The organism is Nocardia sp. NPDC060255 (assembly GCF_042727395.1).
GTDB lineage: Bacteria > Actinomycetota > Actinomycetes > Mycobacteriales > Mycobacteriaceae > Nocardia.
In genome coordinates this window covers 90,531-109,937 of sequence record NZ_JBHXAU010000029.1, presented here as the reverse complement: position 1 = coordinate 109,937, position 19,407 = coordinate 90,531, and the positions used below count along the sequence as shown (strand labels likewise).

The 19,407-nt window shown below is 66.1% G+C and carries 17 protein-coding genes and 1 riboswitch; of the genes, 9 read left to right on the top strand and 8 right to left on the bottom strand.

Translation table 11 applies throughout. From position 1 onward, the window contains the following. The first annotated feature begins 164 nt into the window (after positions 1–164). Genes ACFWF1_RS37050 through ACFWF1_RS37035 form a run of 4 tightly spaced genes read left to right on the top strand, consistent with a single transcriptional unit; the run spans position 165 to position 3,914 of the window. Positions 165–905, top strand: a complete 741-nt coding sequence (locus ACFWF1_RS37050; RefSeq protein ID WP_379291395.1) for an SDR family NAD(P)-dependent oxidoreductase — start codon at positions 165–167, stop codon at positions 903–905. After that, complete coding sequence (locus ACFWF1_RS37045; protein ID WP_379291396.1) at positions 902–1,951, top strand: zinc-binding dehydrogenase; 1,050 nt, start codon at positions 902–904, stop codon at positions 1,949–1,951. The genes ACFWF1_RS37050 and ACFWF1_RS37045 overlap by 4 nt, the downstream gene beginning before the upstream one ends. Next, positions 1,948–2,622 carry a TetR/AcrR family transcriptional regulator gene (locus ACFWF1_RS37040; RefSeq protein WP_379291397.1) on the top strand — a complete coding sequence of 225 codons (675 nt, stop codon included), beginning with the start codon at positions 1,948–1,950 and terminating at the stop codon, positions 2,620–2,622. Before ACFWF1_RS37045 ends, ACFWF1_RS37040 begins: the two co-directional genes overlap by 4 nt. 2 nt (positions 2,623–2,624) lie before the next feature. Continuing rightward, entirely contained in the window at positions 2,625–3,914 is a 1,290-nt protein-coding gene (locus tag ACFWF1_RS37035; protein WP_379291398.1) for an acyl-CoA dehydrogenase family protein, read from the top strand. 2,081 nt (positions 3,915–5,995) lie between these two features. Here ACFWF1_RS37035 and ACFWF1_RS37030 read toward each other — a convergent pair. Next, positions 5,996–6,685: a winged helix-turn-helix transcriptional regulator gene (locus tag ACFWF1_RS37030; RefSeq protein ID WP_379291492.1), complete on the bottom strand. Its 690-nt coding sequence runs from the start codon at positions 6,683–6,685 to the stop codon at positions 5,996–5,998. A gap of 91 nt (positions 6,686–6,776) precedes the next feature. Here ACFWF1_RS37030 and ACFWF1_RS37025 point away from each other — a divergent pair, with 91 nt between their 5' ends. From ACFWF1_RS37025 to ACFWF1_RS37005, 5 genes are all read left to right on the top strand, one after another. After that, positions 6,777–7,907 carry an acyl-CoA dehydrogenase family protein gene (locus ACFWF1_RS37025; protein ID WP_379291400.1) on the top strand — a complete coding sequence of 377 codons (1,131 nt, stop codon included), beginning with the start codon at positions 6,777–6,779 and terminating at the stop codon, positions 7,905–7,907. A 190-nt stretch (positions 7,908–8,097) separates the two neighbouring features. Continuing rightward, entirely contained in the window at positions 8,098–8,619 is a 522-nt protein-coding gene (locus ACFWF1_RS37020; protein WP_379291401.1) for a DM13 domain-containing protein, read from the top strand. Between the two features lie 266 nt (positions 8,620–8,885). Next, entirely contained in the window at positions 8,886–9,431 is a 546-nt protein-coding gene (locus ACFWF1_RS37015; protein WP_379291402.1) for an HNH endonuclease, read from the top strand. Positions 9,432–9,456: 25 nt separating this feature from the next. Next, positions 9,457–9,732 (top strand): WhiB family transcriptional regulator, encoded by a 276-nt coding sequence (locus ACFWF1_RS37010; RefSeq protein ID WP_379291404.1) that lies wholly within the window; start codon positions 9,457–9,459, stop codon positions 9,730–9,732. A 114-nt stretch (positions 9,733–9,846) separates the two neighbouring features. Next, positions 9,847–11,514, top strand: coding sequence for a VWA domain-containing protein (locus ACFWF1_RS37005; protein WP_379291406.1), 1,668 nt, complete (start codon positions 9,847–9,849; stop codon positions 11,512–11,514). 294 nt (positions 11,515–11,808) lie between these two features. On the opposite strand, the gene gcvP is transcribed toward ACFWF1_RS37005, so the two are convergent. From gcvP to ACFWF1_RS36970, 7 genes are all read right to left on the bottom strand, one after another. Beyond that, positions 11,809–14,631 carry an aminomethyl-transferring glycine dehydrogenase gene (gene gcvP, locus ACFWF1_RS37000; RefSeq protein WP_379291408.1) on the bottom strand — a complete coding sequence of 941 codons (2,823 nt, stop codon included), beginning with the start codon at positions 14,629–14,631 and terminating at the stop codon, positions 11,809–11,811. Between the two features lie 149 nt (positions 14,632–14,780). Further along, positions 14,781–14,880, bottom strand: a riboswitch (glycine riboswitch). Between the two features lie 264 nt (positions 14,881–15,144). Continuing rightward, complete coding sequence (locus tag ACFWF1_RS36995; protein WP_379291410.1) at positions 15,145–15,738, bottom strand: MerR family transcriptional regulator; 594 nt, start codon at positions 15,736–15,738, stop codon at positions 15,145–15,147. Positions 15,739–15,944: 206 nt separating this feature from the next. After that, positions 15,945–16,418: a bifunctional nuclease family protein gene (locus tag ACFWF1_RS36990; RefSeq protein WP_069160942.1), complete on the bottom strand. Its 474-nt coding sequence runs from the start codon at positions 16,416–16,418 to the stop codon at positions 15,945–15,947. Positions 16,419–16,604: 186 nt separating this feature from the next. After that, positions 16,605–17,399 (bottom strand): MerR family transcriptional regulator, encoded by a 795-nt coding sequence (locus tag ACFWF1_RS36985; RefSeq protein ID WP_379291494.1) that lies wholly within the window; start codon positions 17,397–17,399, stop codon positions 16,605–16,607. Positions 17,400–17,493: 94 nt separating this feature from the next. Then, positions 17,494–17,979, bottom strand: coding sequence for an FHA domain-containing protein (locus ACFWF1_RS36980; RefSeq protein WP_040734653.1), 486 nt, complete (start codon positions 17,977–17,979; stop codon positions 17,494–17,496). A 169-nt stretch (positions 17,980–18,148) separates the two neighbouring features. Next, positions 18,149–18,547, bottom strand: a complete 399-nt coding sequence (gene gcvH / locus ACFWF1_RS36975) for a glycine cleavage system protein GcvH (protein ID WP_379291412.1) — start codon at positions 18,545–18,547, stop codon at positions 18,149–18,151. Between the two features lie 82 nt (positions 18,548–18,629). Further along, positions 18,630–19,268, bottom strand: coding sequence for a CDP-alcohol phosphatidyltransferase family protein (locus tag ACFWF1_RS36970; RefSeq protein WP_379291414.1), 639 nt, complete (start codon positions 19,266–19,268; stop codon positions 18,630–18,632). Positions 19,269–19,407: the final 139 nt, after the last annotated feature.

Below are 19,407 nucleotides of genomic sequence, written 5' to 3'. Positions count from 1 at the left end.
TCGAACGCGGCGTCTCGCCGGAAAATTCCGGCGCGCCGATTCGGATGGGGTGCATCGGTCGGCGCGTCTCGGTGTGTAGGCGGTCGGCCTGACAACCCCTTGATTGTATCGCCGCGGGGATTTAATGTACTGATCGGAACATTTTCTGATCTGCAGGAGTGTGTGTGTCGCTCACGGACAAGGTCGTCGTGGTCACCGGTGGCAGCCGGGGACTCGGCAAGGAGATGGTGCTCGCGTTCGCCGCGGCGGGCGCGGACGTGGTGATCGCCAGCCGCAAGCTCGATGATTGCGTGGCGCTGGCGGACGAGGTCAAGAACGCGCACGGTCGTCGCGCGCTGCCGGTGGCCTGCAATGTCAGCGACTGGGCGCAGTGCGACGCGCTGGTGGACACCGTGTACGCCGAATTCGGCCGGGTCGACGTGCTGGTGAACAACGCGGGACTCTCCCCGCTCTACCCGAGCCTGGATCAGGTCTCGGAGGCCCTGTTCGACAAGGTGATCGGCGTGAATCTCAAAGGGCCGTTCCGGCTTTCGTCGCTGATCGGCACCCGCATGGCGGCCGGCGGCGGCGGTTCGATCATCAACATCTCCTCGATCGAGGCGGTCCGCCCCGCGCCGTTCGCGCTGCCCTACGCCGCGGCCAAGGCCGGATTGAACACGCTCACCGCGGGTCTGGCGCAGAGTTTCGGACCGACGGTGCGGGTCAACACGATTCAGTGCGGCGCCTTCGCCACCGACATCTCCAAGGCGTGGCCCGACGAGATGCGCGCCCAGATCGGCTCGCTCAACGCGCAACAACGCGTCGGCGAACCCGGCGAGATCGTCGGCGCCGCACTGTTCTTCGCCACGGACGCGGCTGCCTTCTGCACGGGCGCCACCCTCGCACTGGACGGTGGATGGCGATGAAAGCACTGACTTACCAAGGCCCACGGCAGATCTCGTACTCCGACGTGCCCGATCCGATCCTCACCGCGCCGGACGGCGCGATCATCCGGGTCACCGCGAGCGGCATCTGCGGCAGTGACCTGCATATCTACGGCGGGCACGGGTTCACCGACAAGATCGGTTACAGCGTCGGGCACGAAGCCGTCGGCGAGATCGTCGAACTCGGTCCCGACGTGCGCAGACTCTCGGTCGGTGACCGGGTGCTGGTGTCCGCGTCGGCCGGGTGTGATCGATGCGCGAACTGCCGGGTCGGCATCGTTGCCGCCTGCGAGCGCACACCGGCGCCGGTCGACGCGTGCTACGGCCTCGGTGGCTCACTGCCCGGCGGCCAAGCCCAGTTGCTGGCCGTCTCGCACGCCGACGGAAATCTGATCCGGCTCCCCGAAGGCATCAGCGACGAGGCGGCGGTCGTGCTCACCGATAACGCCCCGACCGCCTGGTATGGCGCGCGGCGTGCACGCATCGCACCCGGCGAGACCGTGGTGGTGATCGGACTCGGACCGGTGGGGCTGATGGCGATCCAGTCGGCGTTCGCGATGGGTGCGGCGCGCGTGCTGGGGGTCGACCTGATCGCCGAGCGACGCAAGCTGGCCGCCGAACTCGGCGCCGAACCGGTCGAGGCGGACGACCCGAAGCTGGGGATCCGCGAAATGCTCGGCGGCGGTGCGGATGTCGCGATCGAGGCGGTCGGCGCCGACGCCACCATCAAGTTGGCGATCAGCGCGGTCGGGCATCGCGGCCGGGTGAGCGTCATCGGTGTCAACCAGAACCGCGCCTATCCGTTCCACATGCCGCTGGCACAGGTCAAGGAGCTCGAATTCCATATCGGCCTGTGCTCGATCCAATACGAGCTGCCCACTCTGCTGAAACTGACTGCGGCGGGCCGGCTGCGCCCGGAAGCCGTTGTCACCCATCCCCTCCCGATGTCCGACGGGGCGAACGCCTACCAGCTGTTCGCCGAGCGCGCGGACGGCGTGAGCAAGGTAGTGCTGGACCCGGCGCGATGAGTACCGCACCGGTGCGCGGCACGGGTGGGCCCGACGTGGCGCCCGCGCGCAGGCGCGGCCGCCCGCCGGCCGCCGAATCGACGGCGGGCGATACCAGGGAACGGATCGTGCGGGCCGCGGTGGATCTGTTCGCGGAGAAGGGATTCCACGGCACCGGTGTCGCGGAGATCGGCGACCGCGCCGACGTCCAGCGGGGCGCGCTGTACTACCACATCGGCTCCAAGGAGGAACTGCTCTGGCAGATCCTGCACGACTATATTCAGCTGATGCTGGTCGACGCCGAACGCATCGTGGCAGGCACCGACGACCCGATCAGCAAGCTGCGCAAGCTGATCCACAGCCATGTCGGGCTGATCATCGACCACCGCCGGGAGGTCGCGATCCAGTTGCGCGATGTCACCGCGCTCAGCGGCGAACGCGGCGCGCAGCTGCAGGAACTGCGTGATCGCGTGCAACACTGCTGGCAGCGGGTGCTCGACACGGGCCACGCCGCCGGACTGCTGCGCACCAACGACCACGTGGTGACCAACAGCGTTCTCGGCATGCTGAACATGGTGACCTTCTGGTACCGACCGCACGGCGGGCACTCCCCCGCCGAGATCGCCGACATACTCGCGACCACGTTCCTCGACGGCGTGGTGACCACGACCGACAACGACACGAAAGGCTGACCATGGCTTGGGATTTCGAGACCGACCCGGACTTCCAGCAGAAGCTGGACTGGGCGGCGGAATTCGTCCGCACCGAGGTGGAGCCCCTCGACCTGCTCTACCCGAACCCGTACGACCGCACCGACAAAGAGGCGATGGCGCTGATGCGCCCGCTCAAGGAGCAGGTCAAGGAGCAGGGACTGTGGGCCTGCCATCTCGGTCCGGAACTCGGCGGCCAGGGCTACGGGCAGATGAAGCTGGCCCTGCTCAACGAGGTGCTCGGCACGTCGTTCTGGGCGCCGTCGGTATTCGGTTGCCAGGCACCGGATTCCGGCAATGCCGAGATCCTGGCGCACTACGGCACCGACGAGCAGAAGGCCGAGTACCTGGCGCCGCTGCTGGCCGGTGAGATCGGCTCCTGTTACGTGATGACCGAACCCACCGGCGGCTCGGACCCGACGACGTTCAAGACGCGGGCGGTCCGCGACGGCGACCACTGGGTGATCAACGGCGAGAAGTGGTTCAACTCCAACGCGCAGTTCGCCAGCTTCCATATCGTCATGGTCGTCACGAACCCCGATGTCAGTGCCTACCAAGGCATGTCGATGTTCATCGTGCCCGCGGACACACCCGGCCTGGAGATCGTCAAGAACTTCCACGTGCACGGGTTCAGCGAGCACGAGGGCCACCTGCGCTTCACCAACGTCCGGGTGCCCGCCGACCACCTGCTCGGCGCCGAAGGCCAGGGCTTCATCGTGGCGCAGACCCGCCTCGGCGGCGGCCGCGTGCACCACGCGATGCGCACGGTCGCGTTGGTACGCAAGGCATTCGACATGATGGCCGAGCGCGTCGTCTCCCGCCCGATGCGCAAGGGCTCGCTGGCCGGTCTGCAGATGACCCAGGAACGCATCGCGGACAGCTGGATCGAGATGGAACAGTTCCGCCTGCTCGTGCTGCGCACCGCGTGGCGCATCGACAAGGAACAGGACTACCTGAAGGTGCGCAAGGACATCGCCGCCATCAAGGTAGCCATGCCCAAGGTCATGCACGACATCGCCCAGCGCGCCCTGCACCTGCACGGCGCCATCGGCGTCAGCACCGACCTCCCCTTCGTCGACATGATGAACTACGCCGAGGTGATGGCGATCGCCGACGGCCCCACCGAGGTCCACAAGATCACCCTCGCCAAGGAGGTCCTGAAGGACTACGCCCCCGCCGACCCCGTCTACCCCAGCGGCTACCGCCCCGCCCTCCGCGAAAAGGCCAGAGAACTCGTCGCACAACGCCTCGAACACATCGTCGGCAACCTGTAACCGCGGGAACCGGACCCCGATGTGCGCCATCGGGGTCCGCGCTGGTCCCGGCTCGTCAACAAGCAACGGATAGGCTCCTCATCGCGCAGCAGATTGCGGCCTCGCAGTTCTCTTGGCGCGCTAGGGCATGTGAAAGGTTGAGCACCTTTGCGAATGCGGGGTGGTGCCCGATTTCGCCGCGGAGGCTGTTGATGAGCGCGTCCGCTGGTTTCGTGATCATCGATGGTGGATGCAGCGAATGTTGGACTGGTGTCAGGTGACTTTCGTTGTTGGTTGCGTACCGGGTGGTGGGGTGCGGTACTGCCGATCTAATAACGGTCCAGGAAGGTCTGCTGGTCCGGGAATGATTGGGTAATGCTGGGCGCGTCGTGTGCCGTCCCCGGCCTTCCCCTTACGGTCAGGCGCGCGACGTGATCTTCCAGCCTGGCTGGGTGGCTGTGGTGCTGTTCTCGAGATCTTCGGAACCCAAGTTCGGTATGCAATGGCCCGTTCCAGCGTCGTCTCGCACCCACCATTGCGCGATAAGGGCTCTCGGAGAATCGAGCAGAGTCATAAGGTCACTGCTGAAGATCAAGTAGCGACCTTATGACTCTGCTCGATTCGCGAACAACCACTCCGCCACCCAGATTCTCGCGAACAGCACCTCAGCCAGGTCGCGAGCCACGCTGGATGGCCAGCTGTGGTGGCGCGGGACCTTCGGAACCCAAGTTCGGTATGCAATAGCCCGTTCCAGCGCCGCAAGACACTCCCGTTGCGCGACAGAGGCTTTCAGAGAATCGAGCCGAGTCAAATGGTCGCTACTTGATCATCAACAACGACCATTTGACTCGACTCGACGCGACTCGATACTACCAACTGCACCGGCCTCCGACACACCGCCCGAGGCTCTCGGAAACAGCACCACAGCCCGCCAGCCAGGCTCGCCAGCCGCGGCGGCGTATCGAGACCTTCGGAACCCAAGTTCAGTGCGCAACGGCCACTCCCAGCGTCGTCGAGTAGCTGCCGGTGGGCAACCAAGAATCGAGCCGAGTCAAAATGTCGCTACTTGATCTTCAACAACGACCATTCGACTCGACTCGAAGTCCGCGAACCACCATTTGACTCGACCCAACGCAGCCACGACGACTTGAGGGACTGCCCCGAGTTCGGTGGGAACCCAAGTTCGGTGTGCAATAGCCCGGTCCAGCGTCGCCGGGCAGCTGCCGTCGCCTGATAATGAATCGGGTCGAGTCGAAAGGTCGCTAGTTGATCTTGAACAGCGACCTTTTGACTCGACTCGATCTCCGCGAACGACCATGTGACGCGACTCGACGCAGCCACGACGACTTGACGTACGAAGCATCCTCTTGACGCGGGCTGCAGCATGCATCAAGACGATGCAACGTACGTCAAGTGGCACTGGCTGTCTCGACTCGGCACTGCCCAACAGCACCGGCCTGCGACACCTCCCTGACCAAGGCTCTCGGGAACTGCACCACAGCCAGGCTGGCCAGGGAGCCAGGCTGGCCCGCTTTGGTGGCCTATCGAGACGTCCAGAACCCAAGTTCGGTGTGCAATAGTCCGTTCCAGCGTCGCCAGGCAGCTGCCGTCACCCGGCAGCGAATCGAGTCGAGTCGAAAGGTCGCTACTCAATCATCAACAGCGACCTTTTGACTCGACTCGATCTCCGCGAACGACCATGTGACTCGGCTCGACGCAGTCACGACGACTTGACGTACGAAGCATCCACTTGACGCAAGTTGCAGCATGCATCAAGACGATGCAACGTGCGTCAAGTGGCGATCCGCAGGCTCGCTCGACACCACCAACTACACCGCACCCGACACACTTACCTACCCGAGAATCTCGAGAACAGCACCACAGCCAACCAGCCAGGCTGGAACCGCCACTTCCGTGACCAAACAGCAGGGTAAGGTCGGGAACCCCACCTCACGCGCCCAGCATTACCCAATCATTCCCGGACCAGCAGACCTTCCTGAACCGTTATTGCTTCGGCAGCACCGCACCCCACACCCCGGCACGCAACCAACAACCAAAGTCACCCGACACGGTCCAACATCCGCTGCAACCACCATCGGCAATCACGAAGCGCGCGTGGCGAAGTCGATGGAGGCGGGGTTCATGTATGGCGCCATCGGGCTCAACCGAAGTACTGAGGGCATGCGGCGAGTTAGCGCTGACGGTCCGCTGAAGGTTAGCCGGCCTGTCCGAATCGCCTGCGGCAGAGGCACTCTCCCTAGCCATACCGAGTACAGCGAGCTGACGTCGGAGATGATGACGATGTCGACTGGGTAGCCTGGGTCGGCGGCGCAGACGGAGGGCACCCCGGATTCGATGACGATCCAGAATCGGTCCGGCACATCGGAAAATCGCACAGCGAGTACCTGTCGCTTGCCGGGGAACGATGAGGTGTCGAGGCGGGTGTGCATCCACCAGACGAGGAGTGCCGGGTCGAGTTCGTGCGGTTGTGGGGCGCCGAAAGTCCAGCGGGCGCCCCACTCGCCGAGGCCGGACAGGATCGGTTCGAGTTCTTGGCCCGCGTCGGTGAGCAGGTATTCGGAGCCGATCTTGTCGACTAGGCCGGCCCGTTCGAATTGACGCAGTCGCTTGGCGAGCAGGCTGCGTGACAAGCCGGGTAGACCGCGCGCGAGATCGTTGAAACGTGTTGTGCCCAGGTACAAATCGCGGACGATCAGCAGCGACCACCGCTCGCCGAGCACGTCGAGCGCCCGGGAGATCGGACAGTATTGGCCGTAGCCGGGTGTCGTCATGGTCACCTCGCGATCGGGGGTCCAACTTGTGGACCGGCGGAGTCCAGTTTGTGGACTATTCGGTTATCGCGGCCGTTCCTACCTTCGAAACATGACGACAATTTCCCCTGACCTCACCATCGACTGGTTCACCCTCGCGCGACAGGTCGGCGAGTCCCTGAGCCCCGAGGTGGCCGACCGCGACCGCAGCGGCGAGTTCTCCCGCACCGCGTTCGAGATCCTGCGCGTCACCGGGCTGTCCGCCGCCCTGGTGCCCACCGAATTCGGTGGCGGCGGCGCCACCCACCGCGAGATGGGCGCGATCCTGCGCGAACTCGGCCGCCACGACCCCTCCACCGCCGTCGCGTTCGCGATGCACACCCACCTCGTCGCCGCGCAGGTGTGGCGGCACAACCACGGCATCGACGCCGCACCGCTGTTCCGCAAGGTGGTCGACGGGGCGATCCTGATCAGCACCGGCGCCGCGGACTGGGTCGGTTCCAGCGGCCACGCCGAGAAGGTCGACGGCGGCTACCGGGTGCACGCACGCAAGGCACCGGCCAGCGGCGTCGAGGCGGGCACCGTGCTGGTCACCAGTATTCGCTGGGACGACGCACCCGACGGCCCACATGTCCTGCACTGCGCCATCCCAGTGCACGCACCGGGCGTAAGCGTCGAAAAGACCTGGGACACACTCGGATTGCGAGCGAGCGGGTCGCACACTGTGATTTTCGACGACGTCTTCGTCCCCGACGCCGCCGTCTCCCTGCTCCGCCGCGCCGACACCTGGCCGCCGATGCTGAATGTCGTGATGGGCGCGGCGATGCCGCTCGTCATGGCGGCCTACCTCGGCATCGCCGACGGTGCGGTGGACCTCGCCACCGCCCTGGTCGCCGACCGCACCGACGCCCCGACCTTCCAGCTCGCGGGCGAAATGGTCAACGCGCACACCACCGCCGCCGACCTGATCGAGGCCATGTTCACCGGTTCCGGCAACCTGCATTTCGACAACACCGACAGCTACGCCAGCAAAACCCTCAGCCGCAAGACGGCGGCCGCCGAGGCCGTCATCAGCACCGTCCGCCTGGCCATCGAAACCGTTGGCGGCCTAGGCTTTTCGCGCGCCTGCGAGCTGGAGAGGCGCTACCGCGACGTGCACGGCTGCCTGTTCCATCCGCTGCCGCGCGCCAAGCAGACCCACTTCACCGGCCGAGTTCTGCTCGGACATACACCGATCGGCTGATCTCGCCCGCAGCCCCCATTACCCGGATGGGGGCGAAACCCTTCGGGGACGGCGGAATCGGCACATCGACCGCCGACGACATCGGCCTCGCCATCCGTCACCGTTCGGTCACAGTTCGACACCCGGAAACACGCCCTCGACCGTGTTCAATCGAAGAAGCACTCGTCGCATATCGGCCCCGAGGAGAACCATGGTTTCAGCACGCAAGATCGTCCGGTCCCCCATTACCTGGGCGTTGACCGTTCTGCTGGTCATCGGGCTCGGGGTCGGCTTGATGCTGGCCCAGCCGTGGCGCCTGTTCACCAACACCACCGTCATCGAGGCCGCACCCACCGCCCCCGGTGCGCCTGCGGATCCGCGCACCCTCGCCAGCGGCACCTTCATCTCCCACGAGCACGACACCTCGGGAACCGTGCGCATCCTGCAACTCCCCGACGGCAGCCGAGTCCTCCGTCTCGAAGACCTCGACACCTCCGACGGCCCCGACCTGCACGTATGGCTGACCAACGCCGAGGTCATCGAGGGAAAAGCAGGCTGGTTCGTCTTCGACGACGCCACGCACACCGACCTCGGCAGCCTCAAAGGCAACAAGGGCAGCCAGAACTACCCCATCCCCGCCGACACCGACCTGACCGCACTCACCAGCGTCACCGTCTGGTGCCAGCGGTTCCACGTCTCCTTCGGCGCCGCCCAGCTGACCGGAAATAAATGACCCGACAGCGGTAGGCCCGTTATGTCACCATGGGATTCGACGATGATCACCAGGTAGAGGTGATCCACGAGCACGAGGAGAGGAGGAGGTGGCGATGATTCCGAAGGACCCGATTCGGGCGAACATCGATGCGGCACAACGGTTGTCAACCAGGAAACCCGTATTCGATCCCCAGCTGTGCAGCGGACGCGAAGACGGCCACCTCCCGGCCGGTCGCTGACCGCCCAACCTCCTCGCTCGACTCCTCCCGAAACATGGTGATTCCCATGACATTCCGCCATGCCGCCAACCCCGCGGCACTAACCGCCGACAACTGGATACACACCGGAGTGCTGGTGCTCAACGCCTCCTACGAGGCCCTCACCGAGATCAGCGCCGACCGGGCCGTCGTGCTGCTCATGTCCGGTGCCGCGGAGTCGATCGCCGACCGCACCCCGTACTTCCCGATCCGGTCCCAGCACTCCGAGCTACTGCTACCGGAAACCATCCGGCTGCTCCGCTACGTCTACCTCGAGCACACCGCGCGAGTGCACGACGAGAGCCGCGCCACCCTGGCCGGCGTGCTGCGCCGGGACAGCCACCGGTGCGGTTACTGCGCCGCTTGGGCCCGCACCGTCGACCACATCCGGCCGCGCAGCCGGGGCGGTCCGAACACCTGGAGCAACCTCGTCGCCTGCTGCGGCCCGTGCAATACGACCAAGGCCGACCGCACCCCCGAGGAAGCGGGCATGCGGCTGCTCTGGCAACCCAAGGCGCCCAACCACCAGGCCAAGCAACAGCGGCGGATCTGGAAGCAGCTAGCCACCACCTGAACATCCGAGAAAGGAGAGGATCGCGATGACCGTTCGCACTGAGACCACCGCGGTCGTGGAGCTGACCCTGGCCGAGATGCTGCCACTCTCGGACTCCCGAGAGTGGCATCGGGCCGCCTGCCGCGGTGACCCGCATCACGAGGCCTGGTTCCCGTACCCGTCACAGGACTTCGACTACGCCCGCGGTGTCTGCGCGGGCTGCCCGATCCGGGCGGCCTGTGCCGAGTTCGCCGAGCGCACCGGCCAGTCCGGGGTGTGGGGCGGCCACGAGTTCGACCGCGGGCAGCTGATCCGCCCGTGACTACCGCCGCCGTGTCCGACCGGGGACACGGCGGCGGACACTTTTGCTACGGCTCGCCGCCGTAGGCCGGACTCACCGAGCCCGCAAACCGCAGGTGAACATACACTGTGCACCGTGGGCACTCATCGCAGCGGAATCAAATCCCGGGGCGTCAGCAAAGGTCCGGTTATCGCAGTGGTGGCCATCGTGCTGCTCGTCGCTGGGGTCTTCGCGTGGTTTCAACTACGCGACAGAGCCGCCGATGAGGACAGCGCCGCGGCGGCGGAATGCGTCTCCGGGCCCGCGACGCTCTATGTGACCGCCGATCCGGACATTGCCGCGCAGGTCAGGACCGCGGCGGACCGATACAACGCGACCAAGCCGAAAGTGCGTGATCATTGCGCGCAGGTGGTGGTGACCGCGCAGCCGTCCGCGTCGATCGTCGCGGCATTCACCAACGGCAAGCCATGGGATCCGAGTCTCGGCCCGCAGCCGGTGCTGTGGATTCCCGATTCGACCCGCTCTATCGAGTCCATGCGCGTGCCCGGCATGATCGAAGGCACACCCGCGCCGATCGCGGTGAGCCCGATCGTGCTCGCCGTGCCGGACGAATTGCGTGGCGCGCTAGAGCAAGCCAAGACAACGTGGTCGGATCTGCCACGCCTGCAACAAGGTTCGCTCAACGTTGTCGGCCTGTCCGGCTGGGGCGGTCTTCGAATGGCGTTGCCACCCGGCGATTCCTCGCTGGCCGCCGCCGTAGCGGTGGGCTCCGCGGTCTCCGGCGCCGAACCGCTCAGCGAGCAGGCCGCCCAGTCCGGGCAGGCCGTTTCCGCGATCTCTGGGCTCGCCGCCAACGCGCCGGACGCCGCCGACACCGCCGCCGCCTTCGGCATCATCGCGGGCGCACCACAGTCCGCCACCGTGCACGCGGTCGCCACCACCGAACAACAGGTGAAAGGCCAAGCGGGACTTACCGTCTTCCGCCCCGCCGGTGCCGCGCCGATCGCCGATCATCCGGCCGCGCTGATGTCCGGACCGTGGGTCGACAAGACCCAGAATCTGGTCGGCGGCCTATTCGCCGATTACCTGCGTGCCCCCGAACAAGCACAGGCCTTCACCGCTGCGGGCTTCACCACCGCACCCGCGGCCACGCCCGCACCGCCGCGGGCCGCACTCGACAAGGTCCGTGCCACCATGGCCAATCCGGTGCTCGGAGTGCAATCCACTGTGCTGGTTGACGTCTCGTCCTCCATGTCGACCACCGACGGCTCGATGACCCGGCTCGCGAATGTCCTCGGCGCACTGAACTCCACGCTCACCGTCATGCCGCCCGACTTCGGCCTCGGTCTCTGGACCTACGGCAAGAACCTCGACGGCACAACGCCTTACAAGGTCCAAGCCGCCACCGCGCCCCTGTCCAACGATCAACGCACCAAGGTCAGTAACGCGCTGGACGCCGTCGAAGCCAGCGAGCTGCGCTCCGATCAGGCGTATCCGACACTCATCGCCGCATACAAGAGCGCCATCAAGGGATACACCGCGGGCCGCACGAACTCGGTGCTGCTCATCACCGATGGCCCCGAGGACGATTCGACCGTCACCGGCGCCAAACTCGCCAGCGACATGGCCGCCGCGCTCGACAAGGACCACCCCGTCCGCGTCGACATCATCGTCATCGGCGGCCAGGGCACACAGACCCTGAAGAGCATCTCCGAGCAGACCGGCGGCGCCTACACCCGCCTGTCCACCTCCGACGACATCGCCTTCGGCTCCGCAGTCGTCCACTCCCTCACCACCCCATAGCCGCCGCACGCCTTCTGATCCCCCGCACCAGCTCTCGCATGCGATTCCCGGTGCGCGAAATCAAAAGGCGCGCGTCCCCCCACCCACCAACCGACCGAAGGCGCCCTTCACCCCGTCTCAGCGCGTGAAGGGCGCCCTCGGTCAATGCAGGGTCGCGGGTGAACAATCGACCGAGGGCGCCCCTCAGCCGGTCTCAGCGGATGAAGGGCGCCCTCGGTCGATGCCAGGTCGCGGGGGACCGAAGGGGGCCGTCAGCCGGTGTGTACGGCTGACGGGCGCCTTCGGTCGGGTTGATCAGTCGGCGTAGGCCTCGAGCGGCGGGCACGAGCAGACCAGGTTGCGGTCGCCGTACGCGCCATCGATACGGCGGACCGGCGGCCATACCTTCGCCCGCGCGTGGCCGAGACCCCTTGGGTAGACGGCGGTTTCGCGGCTGTACGGGTGCTCCCACTCGCCGACCAGGCAGGCCGCGGTGTGCGGTGCGCCGCGCAATGGGTTGTCGGTGACCGGCCAGACGCCGGCCGCGACCTGATCGATCTCCTTGCGGATCGCGATCATCGCCTCGATGAAATCGTCGAGCTCGGCCAGGTTTTCGCTCTCGGTCGGCTCCACCATCAGCGTGCCCGCGACCGGGAAGCTCATCGTCGGCGCGTGGAACCCGTAGTCCGCCAGCCGCTTCGCGACATCGTCGACGGTGACGCCGGTCTGCTTGGTGATCTCCCGCAGGTCCAGGATGCACTCGTGCGCGACCATGCCGTGCTCGCCGGTGTAGAGCACCGGGAAGTACTCGTCGAGCCGGCGCGCGATGTAGTTGGCCGAGGCGATCGCGGTCAGCGTGGCGTCGCGCAGGCCGTCCGCGCCCATCATCCGGATGTAGGCCCAGGTGATCGGCAGGATCGAGGCCGAGCCGTAGTTGGCGGCCGACACCGCGTGCGAGTCGGTCACCAGCGGATCGCCCGGCAGGTACGGCGCCAGGTGCGAGCGCACCGCCACCGGTCCGACACCCGGACCACCGCCGCCGTGCGGGATGCAGAAGGTCTTGTGCAGGTTCAGGTGGCTGACGTCGCCGCCGAACCGGCCCGGACGGGCAAGCCCGACAAGGGCATTCAGGTTCGCGCCGTCGACGTACACCTGGCCACCGGCGTCGTGCACCAGCGCGCACAACTCGGCGACCTCGTGCTCGTAGACACCGTGCGTGGACGGGTAGGTGATCATGATGCAGGCCAGCCGGTCGGCGTGGTCGGCGATCTTGGCCCGCAGGTCGTCCAGGTCGACGTCGCCGTTGTCGCGGCACTTGACCACCTCGACGCGCAGCCCGGCCATGGCCGCCGAGGCCGCGTTGGTGCCGTGCGCGCTGGACGGGATCAGGCAGGTATCCCGGTGCGTGTCACCGCGATCCAGGTGGTACCGGCGGATCGCCAGCAGGCCCGCGTACTCGCCCTGGCTACCCGCGTTCGGCTGCAGGCTCACCGAGTCGTAGCCGGTGATGTCGGACAGCCACCGCTCCAGGTCGTGGATCACCTGCAGCAGGCCCGGCGCGTCCTCGACCGGCGCGTACGGGTGCACGCGGGCGAAGCCGGGCCAGGTGATGGCCTCCATCTCGGCGGTCGCGTTGAGCTTCATGGTGCACGAGCCGAGCGGAATCATGCTGCGGTCCAACGCAATGTCCTTGTCGGACAGCGACCGCAGGTAGCGCAGCATGGCGGTCTCGGTGTGGTACTTGGTGAATGCCGGATGGTCGAGGAACTCGGAGGTGCGGTTCTCGATCGCGACCGCGGGCGCCGGTGCGGGCTGCTCGGAAGACAATGCGGTGCCGAAGGATTCGAGCACGGCCGCGACATGCGACTCGGTCGTCGCCTCGTCGCAGGCGATGCCGACATGATCGCCGTCGACCAGACGCAGGTTGATCCCACGCGACTTCGCCTTCGCGACAACGGCTTCCGCACCACCGGGCACATGCGCGAGCACGGTGTCGAAGAACGTGTCGTGCACGACCGCACCGTCGAGCCCGGCGGCGATGGTGGCCGCATGCCGGTGCACCCGACGCGCGATCTCGCGCAGGCCGTCGGCACCGTGGTAACTCGCGTACATCGCCGCGACGATGGCCAGCAGCACCTGCGCGGTACAGATGTTGGAGGTCGCCTTCTCGCGGCGGATGTGCTGCTCACGCGTCTGCAGCGCCAGCCGGTAGGCGACATCGCCGTCCGCGTCCACCGAGACACCGACCAGTCGGCCCGGCAGCTGCCTGGCATACGCCGTGCGCACTGCCAGATACCCGGCGTGCGGGCCGCCGAAGCCGAGCGGGACACCGAAACGCTGGGTGGTGCCGAAGCACACGTCCGCGCCCTGGTCGCCCGGCGAGGCGAGCAGCGTCATCGCCAGCAGATCCGCACCCACAGCGACCAACGCACCACGCTCGTGCGCCGCGCTGATGACCGACGTCCAGTCCACTACCCGCCCGGAAGCGCCGGGAGCCTGCACCAGCACACCGAAGAATTCACCTTCCGGCAACTCGCCGGACGCCAGATCCGCAGGCACCAGCTCGATCCCGAGCGGCTGCGCCCGGGTGGTCAGCACGGTCTTCGTCTGCGGGAACAGGTCGGTGTCGATGACAAGCCGCGCCGACTTGGACCGGCTGGCCCGCTGCAGCAGCGTCATCGCCTCGGCGGCCGCGGTGGCCTCGTCGAGCATGGACGCGTTGGCCACGTCCATGCCGGTCAGCTCCGACACCATGGTCTGGAAGTTGAGCAGCGCCTCGAGCCTGCCCTGACTGATCTCCGGCTGGTACGGCGTGTACGCGGTGTACCAGGCCGGGTTCTCCAGCAGGTTCCGCACCAGCACCGGCGGGGTCAGCGTGTCGTAGTAGCCGAGCCCGATCATCGACGTGGCCACCGTGTTCGAATGCGCGAGGCCGGCGAGTTCGGCGAGCACCTCGTGTTCGGTTGCGGCAGGCGGCAATCCGGCCAGGCCGGTCCCGTCGAGGATGGTGGCGGGCAGGGCTTTCGTGGCGAGCTCGTCCAGCGAGTCGACGCCGACGACGTCCAGGATCCGGGCGATTTCGCCCCGATCGGGTCCGATATGGCGGTCGGCGAATGAGCGAGTCACGGCAGCTCCCATGTGGGTCGGGCGGGTCGACGGCGGTCGACGGGTACCAGCCCTCCCCCTCTGTCGTGTTGCCTGAGAGATTCGGACGCGCGACCGCAATGAAGGTCGAGCCCCTTTCCCCATGGGCGGGCGGCCCGAAGCCACCGCTTTCCAGAGGCGCCCAAGCCCGCACGGTCCCTGATGCCTGAGAGATTGACGGGGAGGTGCTGCTCCTTCGGCGCCCGGACTCTGTCGAACCCGGGACTCTCCCGCACGGCGTTGGCGCGCCACCAGTTTAAGCCGACGACACGCCGGAACGTGTCACTGGTCCCGTCCTTGCGGGTGTCGCGCTGGTCACGCCGGTGCGCGGGGTTCTCAACCAGGAACATATGTAGATGCGCATATCTACTTAACCTGATGTTTTTGATACGTTCCAAACCGGCCGGTCCAGACCGCGCCCCCATCGCCGAAAATCAAGTGCCACACAGCACGACACCCCGCTACCCTCGGTATGTCGGGGAGGCGGGGTGTCGTGTCTGTCTACTTTTAACCGGTCTTGCGACTCATCCGTGCCTTACGCCGGTAGGACAGCTCGTCCTCCGGCCGCTCGGTCACCGCGGACGCGCGCTCCGCCGGGAAGTTGGCGATGGCGCCGGTGAGTTCGTGCATGGCACCGCTGATCGCGATGCCGAAAACGCCCTGCCCGCCCTGCAGTAAATCGACTACCTCCTCGGCCGAGGTGCACTCGTATACCGAGGTGCCGTCGGAGAACAGCGTGATCCCGGCGAGATCCTGCACTCCCCTGCTGCGTAAATGGTCGACCGCGATGCGGATGTTCTGTAACGAGATGCCCGCGTCGAGCAGCCGCTTCACGATCTTCAGGACCAGGATGTCCTTGAACGAGTACAGGCGCTGGCTCCCCGAGCCGGCGGCGCTGCGAATGGAGGGCACGACCAATCCGGTACGCGCCCAGTAGTCGAGCTGCCGGTAGGTGATCCCGGCCACCTGGCATGCACTGGGAACCCGGTAGCCGACCAGATCGTCGGGAACCGAGTCGTCCGGGAACAGGCCTGGCTGCGTTACATCCTGCGATTCCTCTGCCACTGACCACTCCCTTGCTTCGCCGACGGCTAGCCTCATCGATGACCCGGCTCCGTTTCGACCACTGCTGTGCTGACGACCTGGCCAAAACGGACGTGGCCCAACTATCGAGATTACTCCCCCTGATTGTCAGGGCAGCACCATCGTCAGGCCAAACGCGACGCGCGGTTAAACTCTCAAGCTCTGGTTAAGGGCTGATCCCCCGGTCATCCCGCGAAAACGCCGGATTGCCGGAAAGGTCCTGTTCAGCTATCTGTGGCCTTGAAATCGTCAGGCGAGACCGACTCCAGGAATTCCTTGAACTTCTCCACCTCGTCCTCGCGCTCGTCCGGCATCACCAGCCCGGCCTCCTCGAGCACCGGCTCCTCGGCATAGATCGGGCAACCCACCCGCAAGGCGATCGCTACCGAATCCGACGGCCGCGCCGAGATGTGCAGATCGTTCTCGAACACCAGATCCGCGTAGAACGTGCCCTCCTGCAGATCGACGATGCGCACTTCCTTGAGGGTGTGCCCGAGCTCGGTGATCAGGATCTTGATCAAATCGTGGGTCAGCGGGCGGATCGGAGTCACCCCCTCCTGCTCCAGCACGATCGCGGTCGCCTCGGCCTGCCCGATCCAGATTGGTAGGTACCGATCCCCCGAAACCTCACGGAGCAACAGCACGGGCTGATTCTGTGGCTGTTCGACACGAATGCCGATCACACGCATTTCACTCATCGCACTGCCTCCCATTACTCACACCAGCCGCTCGCCGGCCGCCCGGCACGACCACCGCAGAGCTCGCCGTACCACGAGTCTAGGCGAACCCGCGCGCGGGCAGCGGTCCGTGTGCACAGCCGAAATCGGCGTGTTGGCTGACCGCAACATGACACGGATTCCGTGTCAACGGTTCGGCCGGGATGTTCAGCCGCCCAGCGACGTCCGCACCGACGACTTCACCAGACACGCGTGCAGCGTCAGCGATAGCGCCGCGAGTTCGCGCACCGTTTCTTCGGCTCGGGCGCGCGCGCCGGCGTCGCGGCTCTTCGCGATCGGGGCGGCGATCTGTGCGACCAGCGCGGCCTCGCGATCGGCGGCCAGCTTGAATGCACGCAAATGCCGTGCCTCCAAACCGAATTCGGCCATCGCCTTGGCGGTCTTGGCCAGCGTCACCGAGTCGCCGTCGAAGAATCCGGCGGCGCCGGGAGTGATCAGGTTCGCGCGGATCAGGTCGTTGAGGAAGGCCTCGTCGATCTCGGCCTGCGCCAGCAGATCCGCGCGGGTGATGCGGATTTCGTGATCGAAGCGCAGATCGTCGGGGGAAATCTCGCTGGGCACCACGCCGAGCCTCCTCGGCGCCGTGGCGCCGTTCCTGTTCCCACCAGGCGCGGTGGAGTGCTCGGAGTCGGCCGCAGCCGACTCCGACGCACCCGTACGGCCGGAGTGCGCCCGGGCGCGGGCTTCCCGCACGCCGAGCGTCGCCGCACCGCTGTCGATCGCTTCGAGTTGTTCCTTGATCACCTTCAGCGGCAGGTACTGATCGCGTTGCGCGGTCAGCACGAACCGAAGCCGTTCACAATCGGCGATGGAGAATCTGCGGTAGCCCGAGGGCGTGCGCTCCGGCCGAATCAGGCCTTCCGCTTCGAGGAAGCGGATCTTCGAGATGGTGACGTCCGGAAAATCCGGGCGCAACAGGTCGAGTACGGAGCCGATCGACATGCCTCCGCGCGCCCACTGCGCCGCGCCGGTCACAGCGCTGAGTCCTTCATGACCCCGAGCCCTTCATGAGGAGAAAGAACCCAGCGCCGCGTGCTCATAGGCTCCCTGCACCCGCAGACGGCTCGTTGACCTGGGCCCGCGGTCCGGTGAGGAACACGAGACGGAACTTACCGATCTGTACCTCATCGCCGTTCTGGAGTTCCGAGGAGTCCACCGGCTCCCGATTCACATAGGTGCCGTTCAGGCTGCCGACATCGACAACCTGGAACGAGTCGTCGTCCTGACGGAACTCGGCATGCCGACGGCTGACGGTGACGTCATCGAGAAAGATGTCACTGTCGGGGTGGCGGCCCGCCGACGTAGTCGGCTGATCCAGCAGGAATCGCGAGCCCGCGTTCGGACCGCGCTTGACGACCAGGAGGGCTGCGCCAACGGGCAGACCCTCGACCCCTTGGACCGGCTGTTCACCGGTCGGCTCTCCGGAGCGCGACGCGTCGACCTCGTTCAGGAAATCCGCGCGGAAGACCGACGTCGTCTCGGCCGCGGTCTCCCCGTAACCCGGGTCTTTGTTCTCGCTCACCGTTTCTCTCCTCCTCGAACCTGATTATCCATGCAAGCAGGTGATACCTGTGGCACCACGACCTGCCGTCGAGTCACTAGATTCGGCGACAATGGCTGTCGGCGGATCTGTTGGCATTGACCGTACCCTGCCAGGGCGTGCCCGTGCAGGTAGAACCGGGAAGGCTGATTCAGCCCCCGATAACTCCTTGATAACCTGCCGCATCCAACAGTTCATCAAGGGTCTTGTCGAGGCTCGCGGAGTCCGCGACCTCCAGCTCGAACAGCCATCCCTCGCCGTACGGATCGGTGTTCAGCGTCTCCGGCTGTTGCACCAATTCCTCGTTCACCGCAACAACTTTCGCGCCGAACGGCGCGTAGATGTCGGACACGCTCTTGGTCGACTCGACCTCGGCGATGCTGTCCCCAGCGGCGGCGTCCTTGTCGGTTTCGGGCAGCTGCACGAACACAACGTCACCGAGTTGAGACTGCGCGTAATCGGTGATGCCCACCCGAACCCGGGTCGGGGCGATCCGCTGCACCCACTCGTGCTCTTCGGTGTAGCGCAGCTCTTCGGGGGTCTGGGTCACAGGCCGTCCGTCCTTTCCGTTGTGATCGTGTGCGCGCAACTCTATGCGAGGGTTGAGACAATGTTCGACCCGACGCCGTCGGTCAGGTCGAGCGGTGTGCCACAGCCGGTATCGAGCGAGCGATGGCGATCGCCTTACCGGTGTAGAGCAAGCCGGTCCATACATACACCGCCGTGCCCCAGACCAGTAATGCCCCGCCGAAGGCACGCCCGAAACCGTCCAGCGCCCAATCCATCTCCCCGGCCAGCAGCCAGACGAACGCGGACATCAGCGCGAAGGTCGCCGCCTTGCCCAGATAGATGACCTCGGGTGGCGGTAGGTCGCGGCGTTTGTAGACCGACAGCGTGAGCGTGAGGATCAGGTCGCGACCGACCAGGATCACCGCCACCCACCACGGGATGAGGCCGCGGATCACGAACGCCGCCAGGGTCGTCACCAGGTACAACCGGTCCACGAACGGATCGAGCAGGGCACCGAGGCGGGAGGACTGATCGAGCAGGCGGGCCAGCTTGCCGTCCAGGAAGTCGGTCAGGCCGCTGGCGAAGGCCAGCACGAACGCCCAGCCGTCGGCATGCTCGACCAGCAGCAGCCACAGGAACACCGGAACGCCAAGCAGGCGCACGAAACTCAGGACATTCGGGACCGTGAGGATGCGGTCGTCGAAGACGCCGCCGGTGTCGGCGCGCTCCTCCGGTTCCGTTGTGCCCGATTCGGTTGTCACGCCCCGTGCTTACCGCACCGACCCCGGTCCACGCCATCCGGGCGCGCCGGTTTTCTCGATATCTTCGTGCAAGGATGGTTTGCACCACAGACCGGCGGTGACAGAATGAGTATGAAATTATCTCATCTGTCGGTACGGT

Coding starts and splice junctions, on each gene's coding strand:
- ACFWF1_RS37045 (WP_379291396.1), top strand. CDS start 902: ATGAAAGCACTGACTTACCAAGGCCCACGGCAGATCTCGTACTCCGAC.
- ACFWF1_RS37040 (WP_379291397.1), top strand. CDS start 1,948: ATGAGTACCGCACCGGTGCGCGGCACGGGTGGGCCCGACGTGGCGCCC.
- ACFWF1_RS37035 (WP_379291398.1), top strand. CDS start 2,625: ATGGCTTGGGATTTCGAGACCGACCCGGACTTCCAGCAGAAGCTGGAC.
- ACFWF1_RS37030 (WP_379291492.1), bottom strand. CDS start 6,685: ATGACGACACCCGGCTACGGCCAATACTGTCCGATCTCCCGGGCGCTC.
- ACFWF1_RS37025 (WP_379291400.1), top strand. CDS start 6,777: ATGACGACAATTTCCCCTGACCTCACCATCGACTGGTTCACCCTCGCG.
- ACFWF1_RS37020 (WP_379291401.1), top strand. CDS start 8,098: ATGGTTTCAGCACGCAAGATCGTCCGGTCCCCCATTACCTGGGCGTTG.
- ACFWF1_RS37015 (WP_379291402.1), top strand. CDS start 8,886: ATGACATTCCGCCATGCCGCCAACCCCGCGGCACTAACCGCCGACAAC.
- ACFWF1_RS37010 (WP_379291404.1), top strand. CDS start 9,457: ATGACCGTTCGCACTGAGACCACCGCGGTCGTGGAGCTGACCCTGGCC.
- gcvP (WP_379291408.1), bottom strand. CDS start 14,631: ATGGGAGCTGCCGTGACTCGCTCATTCGCCGACCGCCATATCGGACCC.
- ACFWF1_RS36995 (WP_379291410.1), bottom strand. CDS start 15,738: ATGAGGCTAGCCGTCGGCGAAGCAAGGGAGTGGTCAGTGGCAGAGGAA.
- ACFWF1_RS36990 (WP_069160942.1), bottom strand. CDS start 16,418: ATGAGTGAAATGCGTGTGATCGGCATTCGTGTCGAACAGCCACAGAAT.
- ACFWF1_RS36985 (WP_379291494.1), bottom strand. CDS start 17,399: ATGTCGATCGGCTCCGTACTCGACCTGTTGCGCCCGGATTTTCCGGAC.